This window comes from Undibacterium sp. Ji42W (genome assembly GCF_049340405.1).
Taxonomy (GTDB): Bacteria; Pseudomonadota; Gammaproteobacteria; order Burkholderiales; family Burkholderiaceae_D; genus Undibacterium.
Map to the genome: position 1 here is coordinate 236,775 of NZ_JBMPOV010000009.1, position 17,855 is coordinate 254,629.

The 17,855-nt window shown below is 52.5% G+C and carries 10 protein-coding genes and 1 pseudogene; 5 read left to right on the forward strand and 6 right to left on the reverse strand.

From position 1 onward, the window contains the following. The first annotated feature begins 25 nt into the window (after positions 1 to 25). The 5 genes and pseudogenes from ACO0LG_RS20440 (at position 26) to ACO0LG_RS20460 (ending at position 8,110) form a co-directional block, all read left to right on the forward strand. Positions 26 to 3,622, forward strand: coding sequence for a hypothetical protein (locus tag ACO0LG_RS20440; RefSeq protein ID WP_423029400.1), 3,597 nt, complete (start codon positions 26 to 28; stop codon positions 3,620 to 3,622). Between the two features lie 17 nt (positions 3,623 to 3,639). Further along, positions 3,640 to 5,379, forward strand: a complete 1,740-nt coding sequence (locus ACO0LG_RS20445) for a pentapeptide repeat-containing protein (protein WP_423029401.1) — start codon at positions 3,640 to 3,642, stop codon at positions 5,377 to 5,379. Positions 5,380 to 5,533: 154 nt separating this feature from the next. Further along, a pseudogene (locus ACO0LG_RS20450) lies at positions 5,534 to 5,965 on the forward strand (isochorismatase family protein); the annotation flags it as partial. A gap of 221 nt (positions 5,966 to 6,186) precedes the next feature. Next, positions 6,187 to 7,011 (forward strand): helix-turn-helix transcriptional regulator, encoded by an 825-nt coding sequence (locus ACO0LG_RS20455; protein WP_423029402.1) that lies wholly within the window; start codon positions 6,187 to 6,189, stop codon positions 7,009 to 7,011. Positions 7,012 to 7,030: 19 nt separating this feature from the next. Continuing rightward, positions 7,031 to 8,110, forward strand: a complete 1,080-nt coding sequence (locus ACO0LG_RS20460) for a serine hydrolase domain-containing protein (protein ID WP_423029403.1) — start codon at positions 7,031 to 7,033, stop codon at positions 8,108 to 8,110. A gap of 156 nt (positions 8,111 to 8,266) precedes the next feature. Here the strand turns inward: ACO0LG_RS20460 and ACO0LG_RS20465 are convergent, their stop codons facing one another. The 6 genes from ACO0LG_RS20465 to ACO0LG_RS20490 all read right to left on the reverse strand — a co-directional run bounded on the left by ACO0LG_RS20465 (position 8,267) and on the right by ACO0LG_RS20490 (position 17,742). Continuing rightward, the gene (locus ACO0LG_RS20465; RefSeq protein ID WP_423029404.1) at positions 8,267 to 11,185 is read right to left on the reverse strand and encodes an HD domain-containing phosphohydrolase; all 2,919 of its coding nucleotides are present in this window, start codon (positions 11,183 to 11,185) and stop codon (positions 8,267 to 8,269) included. A gap of 241 nt (positions 11,186 to 11,426) precedes the next feature. After that, positions 11,427 to 14,780, reverse strand: a complete 3,354-nt coding sequence (locus ACO0LG_RS20470) for a PAS domain S-box protein (protein WP_423029405.1) — start codon at positions 14,778 to 14,780, stop codon at positions 11,427 to 11,429. A gap of 6 nt (positions 14,781 to 14,786) precedes the next feature. After that, positions 14,787 to 16,904: a putative bifunctional diguanylate cyclase/phosphodiesterase gene (locus tag ACO0LG_RS20475; protein ID WP_423029406.1), complete on the reverse strand. Its 2,118-nt coding sequence runs from the start codon at positions 16,902 to 16,904 to the stop codon at positions 14,787 to 14,789. 124 nt (positions 16,905 to 17,028) lie between these two features. Further along, positions 17,029 to 17,238 carry a hypothetical protein gene (locus tag ACO0LG_RS20480; protein WP_423029407.1) on the reverse strand — a complete coding sequence of 70 codons (210 nt, stop codon included), beginning with the start codon at positions 17,236 to 17,238 and terminating at the stop codon, positions 17,029 to 17,031. Continuing rightward, on the reverse strand, positions 17,235 to 17,378 hold the full coding sequence (locus ACO0LG_RS20485) for a hypothetical protein (protein WP_423029408.1): 144 nt from the start codon (positions 17,376 to 17,378) through the stop codon (positions 17,235 to 17,237). Before ACO0LG_RS20485 ends, ACO0LG_RS20480 begins: the two co-directional genes overlap by 4 nt. Continuing rightward, positions 17,371 to 17,742, reverse strand: a complete 372-nt coding sequence (locus ACO0LG_RS20490; RefSeq protein ID WP_423029409.1) for a hypothetical protein — start codon at positions 17,740 to 17,742, stop codon at positions 17,371 to 17,373. The genes ACO0LG_RS20485 and ACO0LG_RS20490 overlap by 8 nt, the downstream gene beginning before the upstream one ends. Between the last annotated feature and the right edge of the window lie 113 nt (positions 17,743 to 17,855).

Here is a 17,855-nt window from a genome sequence, read left to right on the forward strand (position 1 = left end):
GATTTTTTCATCAAAGGAAATATGCATGGCTTTGCTTGAGCGCGCGACTGAGCGCCACCTTCTTCATTTTGATCTAGCGCGGCATTTGCCGGCCCGCACTTCTGACCCTTCTGAATCTTCTGACGCTGCTGTCACCGACTCCAATACCAACACCTTGCATGCTGCTGGCCCTGCGCCCAGCTTCAAGCTGCATGTGGCGATGAATGAATATGATATTACGCCGCATACTGAACAGTCGCTGGTCGAGGGGCGGCAGAAAAATGGTTTCCTGAAAATGGTGCCTGACGAAGTCGTCAGTCATTATGCCGAGGTGCCTTTGCCATCTGATGCGGTGGCGTTGATGTGGGTGACTACGCCAGTGATCGTCGATGGGTATGAAACCGAGCGTACGATTTCCATGGGTATCCATGTGCCTCGTGATGCGCGGTTGCGCGATGTCAGGCGCAAGCTTTTGCGTGCCAATCCTGATAAGGCCTTGCACCCCAAGCTTGCTTACCGTCAGTTTGGGCAAAATTTCTTGTCGGCGCAATTGCAGGCGCTGGAAACTACGCCTGACCATATCGCCAATTACCAGGATGCGTATGAGACTGCGGTGGCGTTGCTGTTCAAGCATCCTGAGCTGATCAATCTCAACCAAGCTGCTGTTGAAGGCGGGCCGGTGACGGTGATCGAGGCGTGTATACGGCGCGCCCTGAATGAATTCAACCTGCTGGTGCTGAGGATACTTGAGCATCCTGATGACTGGTCAACGGTCGAGCGCGTCTATGACGGTGACCAGCCCGCAGTGGACGATGACGGCAAGCCGGTGTTTACCATGGGCTTGCATCAGGATGTGCTTGATGCTGTTAGCAAGGCGCTGTCGCGGGCGCTGGTGTATGCCAGCCAGGCAGAAGAATTGCGCGGTCAGACCTGGTCTACCCAGTACGGCACGACAGATGCTGCCTATGATGGCAAGGTGCAGCCCAAACATAAACTGCGTGCTGAAAAACTGCGTGGCGCAAACGATGTGCGCTGGAAGCTGAAGAACCTGACGCCAACCGACGGCCTGGTGTTCGAGCCTGATGTGCGTTACCAGGCAGCACCTGCGGGCAGCAACTGGCGGGCCGAGGGTACATGGTCTAGCCGTGAAGATAAACCCGCCTATGCCTTTGATGAAGAAGCGCAAAAGGCGCTGGCCGACCAGAACCTGTTTGTCGTACTTGATGATATGACGGGGCCACTGCGGCCCTTGCCTAACACTCCAGGCCATTATGCGGCGCTGGTTGTTTCGCCCAGCGGCAGATATGCGCAGGTTGAATGCATGCTGATGGGGGGCGGTACGATTTTGCAGTATCTGATCACCTCGAATGGCGTTGGCTTTGGCAAATCATATTTTGCGGTAGGCAAAGTTGATGAAGCCAAGAAAGTGTTTCACTTCCCCATGCTGTCCAGCGGTGCCAATGGCAATTTGACCATCGTGGTGAAAAACCACTGGTTGCGCCATTTGTCTTGCTATGTTGAGTTTCTCGATGCCAGCGGCAAGGCCAAGGCACCTGAGAACTGGGCTTCACGCTTCCCCTTGCTAGACTCAGTGTTTGACGGCGACACCTATAAACGCTATGTGGGCATGGTGGACCCGGTAGAAACCATTATGGGTATCCCCCTGTCTGCTGATTCATCTCATTTCAATGTGCCGGTGCCGCATGATGCCGGCACCCTACGTTTCACCTGGGGTGGCCTGGGTTGCGGTGCGAATGACCCGGTGGCTTGCCCGCCAGGCGTGATCATGACGGTGGTCATAGAAATGGCGCTGCCGACGATGTTGCTGGTGGCGGGCGCCGCCCTCACGGCATCGGGCGGCATGATGAAACTGCTGAAGCAAAAGCCGGTCTATGGTGCATTGCTGGCAGCCTTTGTCGGGATGTATATCGGTTTTGCTGACAACCCTGCCAAGGCTGCGTGGACAGTGGGTAAAAAGCTGCTGGTTGTGCTGGCCAAAGCAGGTCTCGGCCAGGTAACACAAATCATTGCCGAGATGATCGCCGTTGGCGCTGCCAAGAAAGCCATCCCCTTCATCAACGTTGCCCTGTTACTGGCCGATATTGCTGCTACTGCGGCGCAACTGGCGCAAACTACCAGCGCCATGCGCCAGTCACCACGCGCCCACGTTACTGAAGTCACCCGCAGCATAGACTTGCGCATCACAATCACGTCCAGCAAGCTGTACAAAAAGTTTCCTGATCACCATCATCATTTGAGTGTGGTGATCGCTTATGACAATGGGGCAACCTTGCCCAAACTGGTCAAGACCTTGCCGCCAGAAACCATTAGCGACGATATCTCCGTTAGCTTTGATGGGGTGCCTGCGGCGGGTAATTTGCGCGTGCTGGTATTCTTCTATGCCGAGAATGGCTGGCAATCGGGGCAGGGGGCGAGTGGCTGGCTCAAGGCCGAGGGCAGCAATGGCCAGGCTGTGCTGACTGTGCCACCTATAGAAATCGACATCAATGAAGTGCCGCTCGGTGCCTGGTCTGTGTATGAACACCAGGAAAAAATCGTCATGCAAAATGGTGAGCATGTCTGGCAGGCCGGGCCCGCACCGCTGGCGACCATGAAGTCGCCTTCCAGTCAGCATGGCATCATCGAGAAGCTGCATTCCATCACCATGGCCCAGTATCCGGAAATGATAGGCTATGCCTGGAAAGCCACTGACCTGCACCTGCCGCCTGACGTGGCGACCCGGCCTGCGACCAATACCAGCATGTACACCACGCAAAACCTGTCGGTGCTGCAGCATCCGCAAAAAGCGTATGCCACCCAGCATGTGGGCTTTACCGGTGGCGGCGGCATAGGCTATGACGTGGTGTCGCCTGATGATGGCAGCGGCCGCAATTTCCTGATTGACCCCAGTCGTGGTGTCTATCATGAAACCAATAATCCTGACGGCGGTTTCCATTTGCGCCGGGTGGCTTTGCAGTATGGCCGCGTGCCAGAATTTAACGCCACTGCCAACCAGAGTTGGGGGCGTTTTCCTGACAGCATAGACCAGATGGTAGTACACCCGCATGGTTATGTATTTGGTATCAGCCGCAGCATCCACAAAATCTTCCGCATCAGATTGTCGGCACAGGCTGGCAGCGATAGCGGTGCGCCGCTGGCTACCCTGATGTCGGGTGAGGGCAAGCGCCATGGCCTCATCAAGACACCTGTGGCAGTGGCCCTGGCTGTTGACGGGCGCGTGCTGGTGCTGGAGTCAGGCAATGCCCGCGTCCAGTGTTTTGATGTGAATGGCAACCCGGTCAATTACTTTAGCAACCCCGAGGGCAAGGCACTGGCCAAAGTGCCGGTGATGGCGCTGCGCCCGGGCAAGCTCAATCTGCTTGATATGGCGGTTGAGGCCAAGGGCCATATCTTTATACTTGGTCATACTGGCAGTGGTGCCAAGCCTGAAGACTATCGCATGGATTTGTATGACCCGGCTGGTGTTTTCCTGGCAAGCACGGGCAATTTCACTGCGGCGCGTATCACGGTTGACCTGCTGCGCAACTTGTTTGCGCTCAATTATGAAGTGCTGGCCGGCAAAGATGGGCGGCCCGAACCTGGTATCAGCCACTGGCGTCCACCTGCACCCCCACAACACTGAGTCAACAGGATACGACTATGAAAACATTCGCCGGAAAATTCCAGTTCACCATCGGTGACCATAAGCTCATTTTTTGGGAGCAAAGACTGGGTCTGATCAGTAAAAACCGTACCACCATCCGCAAGAATGGCAGCGACACCTATGTGCCACTGCCAGCCGATGCGGGCAGTTTTCTTGCTATTGCCAAGGGGGATGGCACATTTGTGCTGCAAGCCAGCAACGGTGAGATTGTCAGCTTCAACGAGAATACCCCGCATTTGATTGCCACCACGCTGCCGACAGGCATGCCTCTCTATCGCGTGCCCGTCCGCGCATTACGCCTGAAGCTTGACCGTTTGCGTAACCCTGTAGGCGGCAAAGTCAATCTGCGTTTTTATCTTGAAGGCCGGGATTCGACAAAACTGTTTGACCTGATATGCAACCCCCATTTTGTCGAAGTCGACAATATCAGCAATGCGCGTCACCTGAGCAACCTTAACAGTGTTCCTATGCAGGGTGACACGAATGCTGTGTGGACAGCCGTGCAGCTTGGCGATGGCGTAGACCAGATGCAGGCCAGCAAGACGGTTACGCATTTTGATTTTACGCCGGCTGGTGCTGCCATCGTCGAGTTGTCCGGCGAAAATCTGGCGGGCATCAATTTTGGTCACGCCAATTTTAGTCGTGCTTTGCTCAAGGACACCATTCTTACCGGTGGCACCTTCAACAAGGCCAGTTTTAGTCGCGCGACACTTAGCGGTGCCGACTTTAGTGGTTCGTCCATGACTGGGGTAGATTTTACTTTCGCTACGATGAAGGGTACCAGGCTCAATACGCTGACCGGTGGTAACTGTGATTTTTCTGACTGTGACCTGCTCACGGTGATCAATAGTGCACCACTGGTGCTAACTTCCACCGCTGAAGCACCCATGCGATTTGTGCGTAGCCAACTCAAATATTCCCTGATAGGCAAGACCTGGAGCTATAAGATACTGGCTTATGCGAAGATCACTGACCGGCCTGCCGCCATAGACGATCTGAACGCCACCTTCGCTGATGTTACTGCCGTTGACCTGAGCGGGCTTAGCGGGGCCAGGGCCAACTTCAATAATGCCATCATGCGTGGGGTGAAGCTATCGAATGCCAACCTGCCTAGCGCCCAGTTCAAGGCCAGCATCCTTGAAACCACACTGGAACTGCCCGCCGCAGATTTCACCAATGCCAGCCTGACCGGTTGCAGCTTTGAAAATGCGCTCATCTCTGGTGCAAGCTTTTCAGGTGCGCGCATGGACGAAACGAAATTCGACGGCGCCACACTGCGTCTTGCCAACTTTAGCAATGCTTATCTAAAGGCAGTCAGTTTTAGCGCTGTAGAACAAAAAATGATGACAGGAGTCGCTTTTACACGCGCCTTTTTGGTTGGATGCGACTTCAGTAATGCTGACTTATCGACCTATGACACCATCGCAGTCAACATGACCGGTGCTTATCTGCAAGGTGCTAATTTCACAGGTGCTAAGCTCGATGGTACTTTCTTGACTGACGCTGGCATTTCCGAAGGTGAAGGTAGTCTCACCGTCAATATTGGTGAGATTACTTTCCCTGTCACTTATGAGGCGACGGAGATTGATCCAGAACTCTCCACCAGCGCCAATACCACCTGTCCGATAGGTGCAGCTGGCCCTTGTACTGGCAACAAAATGCATACCCACAAAACTTTTCCGACCTCGTGGCCACCGCCAGCGCGGCTCAAGCAGTTGCAGAAGAAACGACGGTAATCAGGCAGGGGGTGGTCAGTGTGTGAAAAAGGTGAAGCTGAGATAATTAGTCCGCACCAGAGAACAGAATGACCAACTCCCTGAAGTGCCGGGGGCCTCATGCTCTTTGCTGTAAACAATAAATGCAAGGTCCGGCTTTTTTGAGAGAGTCGACATGAGTAAAGATATCTGCAAACGTTTGAATAAAGATGATGCAGTGATTTACTGGTTGACCACCAGACTGGCTTGTTGTCAATGGTAGGTGATATCCGGCCTGACTAGTTCAAGAACAATGTGCTGGCGTTGGCTGACGTAGCGAAGTTTTAATTTGCCAACGATATTGACTGCCAGTGTTGAAGATAGAACAAATGACCAGTTGGGGCCGGAGTTGTGTGAGATTCTCCAGGAGGTGCCTTTCATCGCAGGTCATGTACAAATCAATACCTGGGACAATGAAGACTTTGTTGCTGCAGTCAAGGCAACGGGCCGTAAGCAAATCATCACCGCTAGTGTGGTGACTGAAGTGTGCGTGGCTTTCTCAACCTTGTTGGCATTAAGTGGGGATTATGAGGTGTTTGTGATGACCGATGCATCTGGCACCTTCAACGACAAGAAAACGAGTTTGCGCTGATGCACAGTAGCCTTCGACGGGAATCCGCAAAAAATCCCAATGCGGCACCTCGATGTCCAAATCGAAACCGGATAAAAATATTATTTTATGTAAAAAAATCATTAGCTTACGATTCCCTGATGTGAAAAGGCTGGACACTATTGATATATATATTTAGGCTTATCTTCATATTTAAATCACTCAGTCCTGGCAAAATCATGGTCATTCGCCGTACTCGTACCGAATTTTGGGGTACAGACCCGCAGAGGCTTGAAACGCCGGGCTTCAGCTTTCACCTGATGGCAGCCAATCCGCCCGAAGATGAAGTGCAGACGCATATGCATGAAGAGGCGCATTTTGTATTGGTTTTGTCCGGGGCCTACATGTCGTCGGCCAAACATGCTCCCGTCATTTCAACTACACCGTTGCTGATTTTCAACCCCGCTGGTACAACGCATCGAGACAGGTTCCTGGGTGGGCGTGGCCGTTTTCTCGCGATTTCTGGAGGCGACACCGAAGGTTTTGGTTTTGCCACGTCCTTGCGTGATCTGTATGCTTTGCAGGTGGCTACACGTGTAGCGCTTGATTTTGAAAGGCAAAATCTTAGCCAGTTACAACTAGAAGGAAGTGTGCAACAACTGCTGGCCGCGTGCAGCCCTTTGACTTCTGACGAAAGCGGGCGCGCATCTCAACCCCCTGCCTGGCTCAGGGATGCTTTTGAAATGATTTTTATCAGCGACGATCCCGATCTGAGCGTTGCCAATGTCGCTGCCTTTGCAGGCGTGCACCCGGTTCACCTTGCGCGTGTATTTCGTCGCTATCTGCATTGTTCTCCGGGCGAATATTTGCGTGGCAGGCGGCTGGAAAGGGTCGCCGCCGTTATCGGCGCTGCCACCGCTTCCCTGGCAGATGCCGCCTGTGCGACTGGCTTTGTCGATCAGGCCCACATGACCCGCAGCTTTCACCAAACCTTTGGCCTTACCCCGGGTGACTGGCGCTCAAGGCGCGCAGAACAGGATGTTTCGCCGATACAATCCGGCTGAGCAAATAATTGCCATAATCATGGCTTACCATCTGATTGTCCTGATACCTGTCATGAAATTTTACCTGTGCCCACGAGCGAAATGTGCTTTCGTTTTCATCTGCTTCATGCTGCTGTTTTCTCCAACGCACGGGCAAGAATCCCGGCCCGATAACAAACTCAATACCATACTGGCGCAATGGGATCAGGACGAGCATAAAGACCTGCACAGCGTCCTGATCCTGCAACAAGGTAAAATGATCGCTGAGCACTATTACAACGGCGCAACGGCAGCGTCTCTGCATGATGCCCGCTCTGTCGGCAAAAGCATCACATCCTTGCTGCTTGGAATTGCCGTGGACCGTGGCAGCATACGAAGTACAAGCGAGCCAGTGTGGCACTATTGGCCTGCCAGCAAAGGCAGTGTGGCAGGCGAGGCGACTCTGGCCCAAGTGCTGAGCATGCGTTCCGGCCTGGCTGCCTATGATGCTGACCCGGCATCTCCAGGCAATGAAGAAAAGCTCGATGCTGCATCTGATCCGCTCGCTTTTATTCTCGCATTGCCAGGAGACGGCATTCCTGGCAAAAGCTACCGCTATAACTCCGTCACCGCCTGTCTGGCTGGCATTACAGTCGAAAAAGCCACCGGACAGGACCTGGAATCATTCGCCCGTACAAGCTTGTTCCAGCCAATGGCTATCAGCCATTGGCAGTGGGGTCGCGATGTGGCGGGGCATCCCAAAGGGCAGGGCAACCTGTCGCTGACCGCGCGAGACTTCGCCAAAATTGGTCAACTGGTGCTCGATAAGGGTATGTATCAAGGCCAGCGTGTCATCAGCGCTACCTGGATAGAAGCCATGCTGACACCGCAGGTAGTTATTGCTGATGTAGATAATTATGCCGACAACTATGCTTATTTCTGGTATTCGAAAACACAGATAATCAAAGGGAAGACTGTCTCTGTCTTTTTTGCATCTGGCAACGGCGGTAATAAAATCTATGTCATCCCATCTCTTCATGCGGTCGTCGTCGTCACCTCCAGCGCCTATGGACAAGGCTATGGTCAGCGCCGTTCAGAAAACATCCTGAGGTCGATTCTTGCAGAAAAATTGAATCAATGATGTTGATCGCAGCTACGGCTACATCGCAGGATGACTTCACCATTCGGAAGCTTATGAAAACTGGAGCAAGCGGTATTTCATGATAGCTAGCTAGTGTGACCGAGCTACTGAATAAATGCTTCTCTCATGTTTTGCGTCAACTCGCCTGGTACAGATTCACACATACGCATGTATATCAAACTCATCAATCTGTTCAGGATTCATGAACGTCTTTCCGTACTCCAGATAAACTCCTGATTTCAGGAATAAAGCAAACAATTCACCATCAATGTGCTGGTCTTTTTTCATGAAGCTCATGATCTTGACGGCTTCTGACAGTGTTTTGCCCTTTTTGTAGGGGCGGTCGGCGGCGGTCAGGGCTTCGAAGATGTCGGCTATCGCCATCATGCGGGCGGGTACGCTCATTTCTTCTGCGTTCAGGCGTTTCGGGTAGCCAGTGCCATCCATTTTTTCGTGATGTCCACCAGCAATTTCCGGCACCTTGGCGAGGTGGCGTGGGAAGGGAAGCTTTTCCAGCATCATGATGGTTTGTATCATGTGTTCGTTGATCTTATAGCGCTCTTCTTCTGACAGGGTGCCGCGTGCTACTGATAGGTTATAGACTTCGCCGCGGTTGTAAAGGTGTTCTGGCACCTTGACCTTGAAACCCCATGGGTTGTCGGGTGCGATGGTGTCGCGGGCCGATCTTGCGAAGATATGTTCGACCTTGTCGCTTAGCAGTTGTTCCTGCACTGGCAAAGAAGGTTCTGTGGTGCGGTTCTTGCGTTCTTTTTCATCGTGTGAAATGCCGATGCGGTCAGACAAAGTTCGTAGCCAGTGGCGTCCGGCGATGTCTTGTATGCGCGCGATTTTATCAGAGGCCATGAATTCGCCACCTTCATTGCATTCGGCGATGAAGGCGAAGTCACTGTCTAACTGCGCGAGGCTGTCGTCGAGTTTTTTCTTGAGCTCCGCCGCATCATTGCCAGCACTGTCCTTGGCAACGGCTTGCCAGTAATCGATATGGGCATCGCGTTTCAAGACTTCAAAGCGCATGCGGATTTCATGGATGCGGTCGTACAGGGTCTCGAGTTTTGTCGCTTTGTCGACAATGTATTCTGGCGTGGTGACTTTGCCGCAGTCATGCAGCCAGGCAGCGATGTGCAGTTCTTCCCATTCTTCATCGCTGAGCTGGAAACTGGCAAACGTGCCTTCGGTCTCTTTGCAAGCGGCCTGGGCCAATAACTTTGTCAGTAAAGGCACGCGCTGGCAATGGCCGCCGGTATACGGGCTTTTGGCATCGATGGCGCTGGCGATCAGTTGTATGAAGGCTTCGAGCAGGGCTTTTTGTTCCTGTATCAGCCGTTGGTTTTCTATGGCAATAGCGGCCGCACCTGAGACTGCTTCTGCCATGGCTTGCCTGCCGGGGTCGATATCGGCATCATCAATGACGAGGGCGATTGCGCCGACCAGGGTGTTGTTTCGGTCCTTGAGGGGGATGGCAATCAGGGTAGTGGTGTGGTCGGTGGCCGGCAGGCTACTGAAATAACGGGCCAGGTCTGCTGCCTGCAACTGGCAGATGCTGCTACGGGATTTGCAAGCCAGGATGACGGGGTGGTTTTCATCTGCCATGCTAATGCTTTGCGTACCAGTTTCCAGCACCAGATGATCAACATAGGTTTGCACGGTGTGCATGGACTTGTCTTGCGGCTGGTAAAGATAGAGTATGCCGGATTTTGCTCCGGTGATTTCTGACATTTCTTTTAGCACGCGCGCCAGTAGTTTGTCGTAATTGGTTTCTGATGCCAGGCTGCTGGCAATGTCGAGGAAGGAGCGTATCGTCGATTTCATACCGCGCATGGAGTTGCTGAGGTCAGCAATTTCCTTGATGCGGGACTGTATATTGATGGGGCTTTTGAAATCGAAGCGGGCGATCTTGCTGGCTTCGTCATTCAATTGTTTCAGCGGGTTCGATGCCAACCGGGAAAAATAAATGGTGATGCCCACACTGACCGCCAGCATGACCAAGAAGAGGATGCTGGTTTGCTTGCGCATCCTGATGATGTCGGCCAACAATTCTTCATGTGGACTGGCGATCAGTATGCGCAGGTCGTGGCCGCCTGGAACCTGTATCTTGCCCTGGTAGGTGGCCCATGTTTTTTCTATGACATCCAAGGTCTGGCTACTGTCCTTGCTGCTATCGAGTTCCCGGATACTGTTAAGTACGGGTGCATTTTGCTCAGCCAGGGTGGGCATGCCTTGCGTGCCATCGAGCTTGGTGACAATCTGCGGCTTATAGGCTGGCTGATTGCCGTTTTGCCAGGCCAGTAATTGGCCCTTGCTGTCTATCAGGGCTATCCTGGTGGATGGCGTGACATGACTGTTCCTGATGGTTTCATGGATCGTGGGCATTTCTATATCAATGCCAACCACTGCATCGGCACCAACTATTTTTTGTGCATAGGTAATACCTATCTGGCGGGTCGTGAAAAAATAATACGGCTCGCTGACATGGGCCTGCTCAGGGTTTTTCATTGCAGTTTCATACCAACCACGCTGGCGCGGATCATAGTTGCGCAAGGGAATTTGCTGGCGGTTGATTTCATTGAGCCTGTCATCCAGATAGACTATATGCTCAGTCAGTTTTCCTGTATCCATGCTGGTGCTTTGTACTATCCAGTCGGTTTTTTCTGGCGCTTTGAATACTTCCTTGCTGCCATTGGATTTGGCATATTGGCGCAACAGGAAAAATTCGCCGTTGGCAAATCCCACATAAGCGGATGTCGCTGATTTGACACTGATGATGGCCTTGGCCATGTAGTTGACGTGGGCGAGGCGTTCATTGAGGTCTTTGCCCGAGACGGGATGTGACTGCGCCAGCATTTCCGTCTGGTTTTTTACCGGCTCATAAATGTCTTTGACATTGCTGGCAACTTCATTGCCTATCAGGGCATAGCTGCTATTGGCCTGTGCCAGTATGATCGTGCTCATGCGGCTGAATTGCATGGTACCCATGGCAATACCAAAAACGAGAATCAGGGCGGTAAAGAAATACGAGATGTAGATATAGAACTGAACATTTCTGGTCGCACGCATTGCCTGTTCCGCCTGTAATGGTGGGTGATGCGGTGGGAGAAGTGATGCTATTTTCAAAGCAGTAATCAGACAAAGATGCCGCTTCAGTGAGCATATCTAAAAAGCAAGAATTATGGTAGTGATTTATTCATCAATACATGAAACTTTTTAGCATCTAGTGCCGACAGACAATTGCCGTGGGGCGAGATGTAATGAAGATGGATTACTTTGGAGATTGCCTGGTGGATTACTTCAGGGCATTTCAGGAGATGGGCAAATCCACATAAAACCTGGTGGCTTGTCCTGGTGTGGATTCAAAGCCTATGGTGCCGCCCATTCTTTCCACCAGTTCACGGGTGATGGCAAGGCCCAGGCCGGTGCCACCGTTTTGTCTGGTGTCGGAGGAATCTGCCTGGGCAAATTTCTGGAATATCCTGTCGCGGAATTCATGGGGTACACCTACGCCGTGATCAATGATACTGATACGTAGCACAGGCAATAGCGGCAGCTTGTCCGCACGTTTTTCTGCTTCGATATTGACGACATCATTTTCTGGCGAATACTTGATGGCATTCGACAGGAGATTGGACAGGACCTGCATGAAGCGCTGGGTATCTACCGTGATGCTGATATCGGGCAGTTGTTTTGCCAGACGCAGGCTGACCCCGCGTTCGCTGCCAAAAGTCTGGTTGGCATCGACTGCCTGTTGTAGCAAGTCGCGGATCGCAATGGTTTCGAGTCTGAACACCATCTTGCCTGCGGTGAGTTTTTCCATATCCAGCAGGTCATTGATGAGGAAGGTCAGGCGCTGGCAATTTTTATTGGCAACATCGAGCATCTGTTTCATGCGGTCAGGATATGTGCCAAAGACGCCGCCAGAAATCAGGCCGAGTGCGCCTGAGATTGAGGTCAGTGGCGTGCGCAGTTCATGGCTGACCGTGGAGATGAATTCATTCTTGATGGTTTCGGTACGTTTGCGTTCGGTAATATCACGCATCAGGGCGATGAACAGGGGTTGCCCCAGACGAGTGACTGTCGATACCGACAAATCGATGGGGAACAGGCTGCCATCCTGGCGACGTGCTTCCACTTCGCGGCCTATGCCTATGATGCTTTGTATGCCAGCTTCTTGTGCTTGAATAGTGTTGTCGTCATGCGCAGGACAGGGGATGATGTGGCGTATGCTGCGGCCCAGTAATTCGTCAGCCGCATAATCAAAAATATGAGCGGCTGCATTATTGACACTGAGGATGATTTGCTGGTCATCAAAGGTGATGATGCCATCAAGCACATGGTCGAGTACGGCACTGGTGTGGGCGGCCTGGTCACGCAAGTCTTCTGCTGCGGCTCTTCTCTCGCTGATGTCCTGGAAGGTACCATATACGCGCACGCATGCGCCGCCTTCAAATTGCGGGAAGCCGATGACATGTACCCATCTGTCATTACCCCTGGCAGTGCGTATGCAGAATTCGCAATCAAAGGAGATGTTTTCGCGTATGGCACGGGCAAATAGCGTGCGTATTTCTTGCTGGCTTTGCAGACCTTTGTAGAAAGAAATTGCATTATCAACGCCACATACAAAGTCATCATCTACTTCATGTATCTGCCGGGTGACCTTGCTCCATTCCAGCTTGCGGGCTTTGACTTCAAAATCCCAGGTACCAATACGGGCGGCTGTATTGGATTTTTCCAGTAATTCATAGGCGTGTTCGAGTTCTGCCTCAGCCTCTTTTTGCTTGGTGATGTCAGCATGGCTGCCTGACATGATCAGTGGTTCACCATTAGGGCCCCAACTGACAACGCAGCCACGGTCATGTATCCATATCCAGTGGCCGTCCTTGTGACGCATGCGGCTCTTCAGGTCGAAGTATTCTATCTCGCCCCTGAAGTGCTGCTCTATCATGGCACTGGTCAATTCCAGGTCGTCGGGATGGCATAGTCTGAGCCAGGTATCGACAGTAGTAGGTTCAAGTTCTGCCAGAGTGTAACCCAGCATCTCGGCCCAGCGCTCGTTATACACGGTTTCACCGGTAACTATATTGCACTCCCAGGTACCGATATTGGTACCCTTGATGACATTGATCAACTGGCGTTCAGTTTCATACCTGTGCTTTTGCGCGCGTGCCGCACTGATCAACTGGCCCAGTGTGCTAAACAGGGGATTGAGGAAATCAATCACCCACTGATGATAGGCCTCTGGCTTGTTGGCTATGCCTACCAGCGCAATCAATTGACCGTCATATTGCACAGGTATGCACAAGAAACATTGTAAGGCATCGAAATGCGCCGGGAATACCTGATCGAGCGCGCCAGCAGCCAGCGCATTGTCGATGACGGGCTGACCAGATTTGAGGGCAGCACCATACCGTGACTTCAATTGCAGGCAAGCCACATCCCTGGCTACAGTATCCAGGCTGGTGCTGGAAATATGTGAGGTGGCGGTATTCCAGGCCAGCATCATGCTTTTCAGGGCCGGATTGCTGACGGTATTATCTTTGACTTCGCAGATAAAACCATAGGAGCTGCCTGTCAGCTTCAAGATTGCTGCCAGCAATGATTCAAAGCCTTTTTCCTGGTCGGTTTCGCGGATGAATAAAGCTTGCGCCATGGCGATGGCATCACTGAGTGCACGCTGCTTTTGTAATTGCCGGTCAAGCTCCTGTCTTTTCATAACACCGGTAATCCAGTCAGCCAGCAGACGTACAAATTCTGTTTCTACTTCTGAAAACGGGAATGACCTTGGCTCGGTATGCCAGATGCACAATGCGGCATCGTCCCTGGCATTGATATGCAGGCGCAGGCCTATCAGGCATTGTATCTGTACTGGTATGGTGTTTCTGTACTTGCTATCCGCCAGGTCTGCCGCATGAATGAGCCCCTTGTGTGCATCTTCTGGCAGTATGCACAGTGGTGCCGAATGTGAAAGCGCCATTTCAGGATGCAGCGAATCCCCGGACTGGCAGACCAGGCTGGCTTTGCCGCCGGCTTGTACGCGGCTGATCTGAGCACAGCTCATGCCCAGATAGTCGCAGGCCATGGCCAGGGTCTGTTGCAGGGCTGCTTCAGGGTTTTGGTGCGACAGGGCAGTGATGGCAGTCAGCGATAGCAGGGCATGCAATTGTCTTTGCTGTTCCTCGCGAGCAAATTCACTCTCTACACAATCAGCGAGGTCACGCAGGGCAGCCAAGTCTTCTGCGCTGAGTATGCGCGGTTTGGTGTCGATGATGCACAGGGTGCCCAGACTCTGGCCATTGCGTGCACGCAAGGGTGCACCAGCATAAAAGCGGATATTGGGGGCATCGCTGACCAGAGGATTGTCGCTGAAACGCGCATCCTGGCTGGCATCGGCGACATACAGGATATCAGGCTTGAGTATCGCATGGCCGCAGAAAGAAATATCTCTCGCCGTCTCGCTGACATCCAGACCCTGTTTTGACTTGAACCATTGGCGCTCGCTATCGATGATGGAAACCAGGGCGATGGGCGTCTTGAACAAATGGCTCGCGAGCCGCGTCAGCCGGTCAAAACGCTCTTCTGGCGGTGTGTCGATTATGGCGCAGGCTTGCAGGGTTTGCAGGCGCAATATTTCATCGACAGGAAAATCAGGTGCTTGCATAGTGAATCAGTCGCCAGCGTGGCTTGCCAGAGCATCCAGCCATTTTTGTAAGCCTTCGCCATACAGAGGTTTGCTGGCGAAATAGCCTTGCATGGAGTCACAACCAAGCTGGCGTAAGCATTCCCGTTCTGCTGCGGTTTCTATGCCCTCGGCTATCACGCTCAGGCCCAGGCCATGGCCCATTTCTATAATGGCCTTGACCAGGCCCTGGGTCGCTGGCAGTTGATCTATGTCGATGACAAAGCTGCGGTCTATCTTGAGTTCACTGACAGGCAGGCGTTGCAGGTAAGACAGGGAAGAATAGCCGGTACCAAAATCATCAATGGATAAATCCAGGCCGATGGCGCGCAGGCGGTTCAGCAACTCTATGGTACTGCCGGGGTCCTCCATGATGCCGCTCTCAGTAATCTCCAACTTCAGCAATTTTGGGTTGAGCTCATATTGACGCAGCAGTGCGGCTATTTGATCTGGGAATCTGGTGTCGCGTAAATCATGGGTGCTGACATTGACTGCGATGGTCTGACCAGGATATTTGTCTTGCCAGTTCTTGAGCGTGACGATGGCCTGTTCCAGCATCCACATGGTGAGCATGCTGATATAACCGGTACGCTCGGCAAACGGAACAAATTCTGCTGGCGAAATAAAACCACGCACAGGATGTTGCCAGCGCACCAGTGCTTCAAAACCATACGCTTTGCCAGATTGCAGATACAGCTTGGGTTGCAACCACATTTGCAATTCTGAGCCCCTGACGGCAGAGCGCAAATCAGACAAGAGGCTCAGGTGGGTCAGGCGTGAAGCCTCCTGCGCATCGGTATACCAGGCAGATGAGTTGGCGCTGCGTTTGGCGGCATACAGGGCAACCTCGGCATTGCGTATCAATGTCATCAAGGGCAACGGTGTGGTTGCGGTGATGGCAAAGCCATACACCAGGCTGACATCGACAGAATGCTGGCCGCATCTGACCGGTTCATCCATGGCTGCATCTATGCGTTGATGCAGGTCTTCTAGCGCGGCGTTGGAAACATCATGGCAGAGTATCGCAAATGCACCGCCAGCCAGTCTGGCCAGCCAGGGTTTTTGCACGACGGCGTCCTGGCTGATGACAGTTTTAAGACGCAAGGCCACATCTGAGATAACAGTGTCGCCAGTATCAAACCCCAGTGTTTCGTTGATGACCTTCAACCGTGCCAGGTCCATCAGGATAAATCCCTGGTATGGCAAGCCCTGTCCTTCATGGATCTTGAGCAGCAGGGTGCGGTTGGGCAGGCCGGTCAGGCTGTCGTAATAAGCCAGGCGCTCGACCGTTTGTTCGCGTATGCCTATGGCTTCTGCCATGGTATTGAGGGCTTCGCCTACGCGCGCGACTTCTTCTGTCTTGCTGGGAATAAAACGGGTCTGGTAATCACCTTTGGCAATTTGCAGGGCGCTGCTTTCCAATCTTGCCAGAGGCCTGACTACGCTGCGGGTAGTCAGCCAGGCCAGCACCGCTGCCAGGACTACGCCAAAGACAGACAGCATGGCGACCATGGTGCCGGTTTTTTCCAGTTCCAATTGCGCGTCAGCCTGATGGGCCTGGATTAATTCCTGTTCTCGCTTGAGAAATGTTTTGGACTGATCGAGCAAGGCATCCAGTGCTGGTTTGACGCGCGTGCTAAAGCTGGCTTTGGCAGCATCCTGACCTTCGTCCTCGAGTTGATTGACAGTATCAAGATAGTGCTGCTGATAAATTGCGCGCTTTTGCTTGAGCAGTTTGAGGCTGTTTAATTGCTCGTCGTCACTGAGGCTGGCCTCGAGATCGCCGATGAGCTGGTCTATGCGGCGATTTTTTTCATCGACGATGGTGTATTCAGGTACCCGTTGTTCATAAGGAACTGTCAGGAATTGCAATAAGGCCCTGCCGACGTTTTCTGTAGCAACGCTGAGTTCTTGCACATACAAGAGACTTTGCACCTCTTTGCGGGCAAATTGCTCATTGCGCGCAGTCATGTTGCGGATTTGTGAAATTGGCAACAGCAAGACGATGCTGAACAGTATCAACAACAAACCATAGCTCAATGCCAGCCGCATGCCTATACGGCGCAAGCGCAGGAGCTGGATCAGGCGTTGAAAGCTGTTAGACATGAATATGGCCGCAATATAGTCTTGAGTCTTGGTCTTGTAAAAAGCTGTGGGCACACAAGCGCCTGCTACTACAGGCTTATGTTAATGCACTATTAACAGCGAGGGCAATACTATTGTGCAGGGATCAACGGGCGATCAGTATATACAACATCAGCACATTGGCGACGATGGACAAGACTGCCAGCATGCACCAGGTGGCCAGCGGATCGTGCTGTGCCAGTGGTTTGGCTTGCGGGGGTGGCAGGTGGTAGATGATGGGTTGCACCGCGTTCCAGTGCCAGGCATGGCGGCAAAGCACCAGGTTGCGCGCCAGCGTTTCTTGCCTAATGATCATCCCAGCCAGGCGACTATGGCGAGGTTGGCAAAAATCGATAGTCCTATTTGATAGCTCTCAGTAATCTGGCCTGAATAACCCATGCTGGCAGCCAGATAGAAACCTCCTGTGCCACCTGCCATACTTACGAGGCTAGTCATGACACCCATCTCTCAGCGAAAGCGCCGGGGTACCAGCTGGAATACTGCGCCATTGCCCTTGCAAACAGGGTAGCAAAAGCAGTGCCCAGATGTTCCGATGGATACCAGCACCTCTCATCAAAATACGCAGCAAAGCTCCAACCAATAATGGCTTAGCAAACGTCAGGCCTTTTTTTTGCGCTGCTGTCAGGCTCAGGTCTTTGGATATTTGTATGGCGAGTGGCCCAGGCAATACCAGTCCATGAAGCTCAGATCGAAATAAAAGAAAGCCGCTCATCAAGTGACCGTATGCCCGGCTTTCCAAAAGGATGTTTTTTGCATGGTCGCTCCGCTGTAGTTTGACCATGCCACTTGCAACTGCCATGCCAACAAATTGTGCATGCGTACGGCATTAAGCATCAAAATTGACCAAGTAGTGCTGCTCAATAACTAGGCGCGCATAAAATAAAATGGTGCAGTGCACTGTTTTGGCTAAGT

What these genes read in the sequence shown, in the direction of transcription:
- ACO0LG_RS20440 (WP_423029400.1), top strand. Translation starts at nt 26, where the DNA reads ATGGCTTTGCTTGAGCGCGCGACTGAGCGCCACCTTCTTCATTTTGAT.
- ACO0LG_RS20445 (WP_423029401.1), top strand. Translation starts at nt 3,640, where the DNA reads ATGAAAACATTCGCCGGAAAATTCCAGTTCACCATCGGTGACCATAAG.
- ACO0LG_RS20455 (WP_423029402.1), top strand. Translation starts at nt 6,187, where the DNA reads ATGGTCATTCGCCGTACTCGTACCGAATTTTGGGGTACAGACCCGCAG.
- ACO0LG_RS20460 (WP_423029403.1), top strand. Translation starts at nt 7,031, where the DNA reads ATGGCTTACCATCTGATTGTCCTGATACCTGTCATGAAATTTTACCTG.
- ACO0LG_RS20465 (WP_423029404.1), bottom strand. Translation starts at nt 11,185, where the DNA reads ATGCGTGCGACCAGAAATGTTCAGTTCTATATCTACATCTCGTATTTC.
- ACO0LG_RS20470 (WP_423029405.1), bottom strand. Translation starts at nt 14,780, where the DNA reads ATGCAAGCACCTGATTTTCCTGTCGATGAAATATTGCGCCTGCAAACC.
- ACO0LG_RS20475 (WP_423029406.1), bottom strand. Translation starts at nt 16,904, where the DNA reads ATGTCTAACAGCTTTCAACGCCTGATCCAGCTCCTGCGCTTGCGCCGT.
- ACO0LG_RS20480 (WP_423029407.1), bottom strand. Translation starts at nt 17,238, where the DNA reads ATGATCATTAGGCAAGAAACGCTGGCGCGCAACCTGGTGCTTTGCCGC.
- ACO0LG_RS20485 (WP_423029408.1), bottom strand. Translation starts at nt 17,378, where the DNA reads ATGACTAGCCTCGTAAGTATGGCAGGTGGCACAGGAGGTTTCTATCTG.
- ACO0LG_RS20490 (WP_423029409.1), bottom strand. Translation starts at nt 17,742, where the DNA reads ATGGCAGTTGCAAGTGGCATGGTCAAACTACAGCGGAGCGACCATGCA.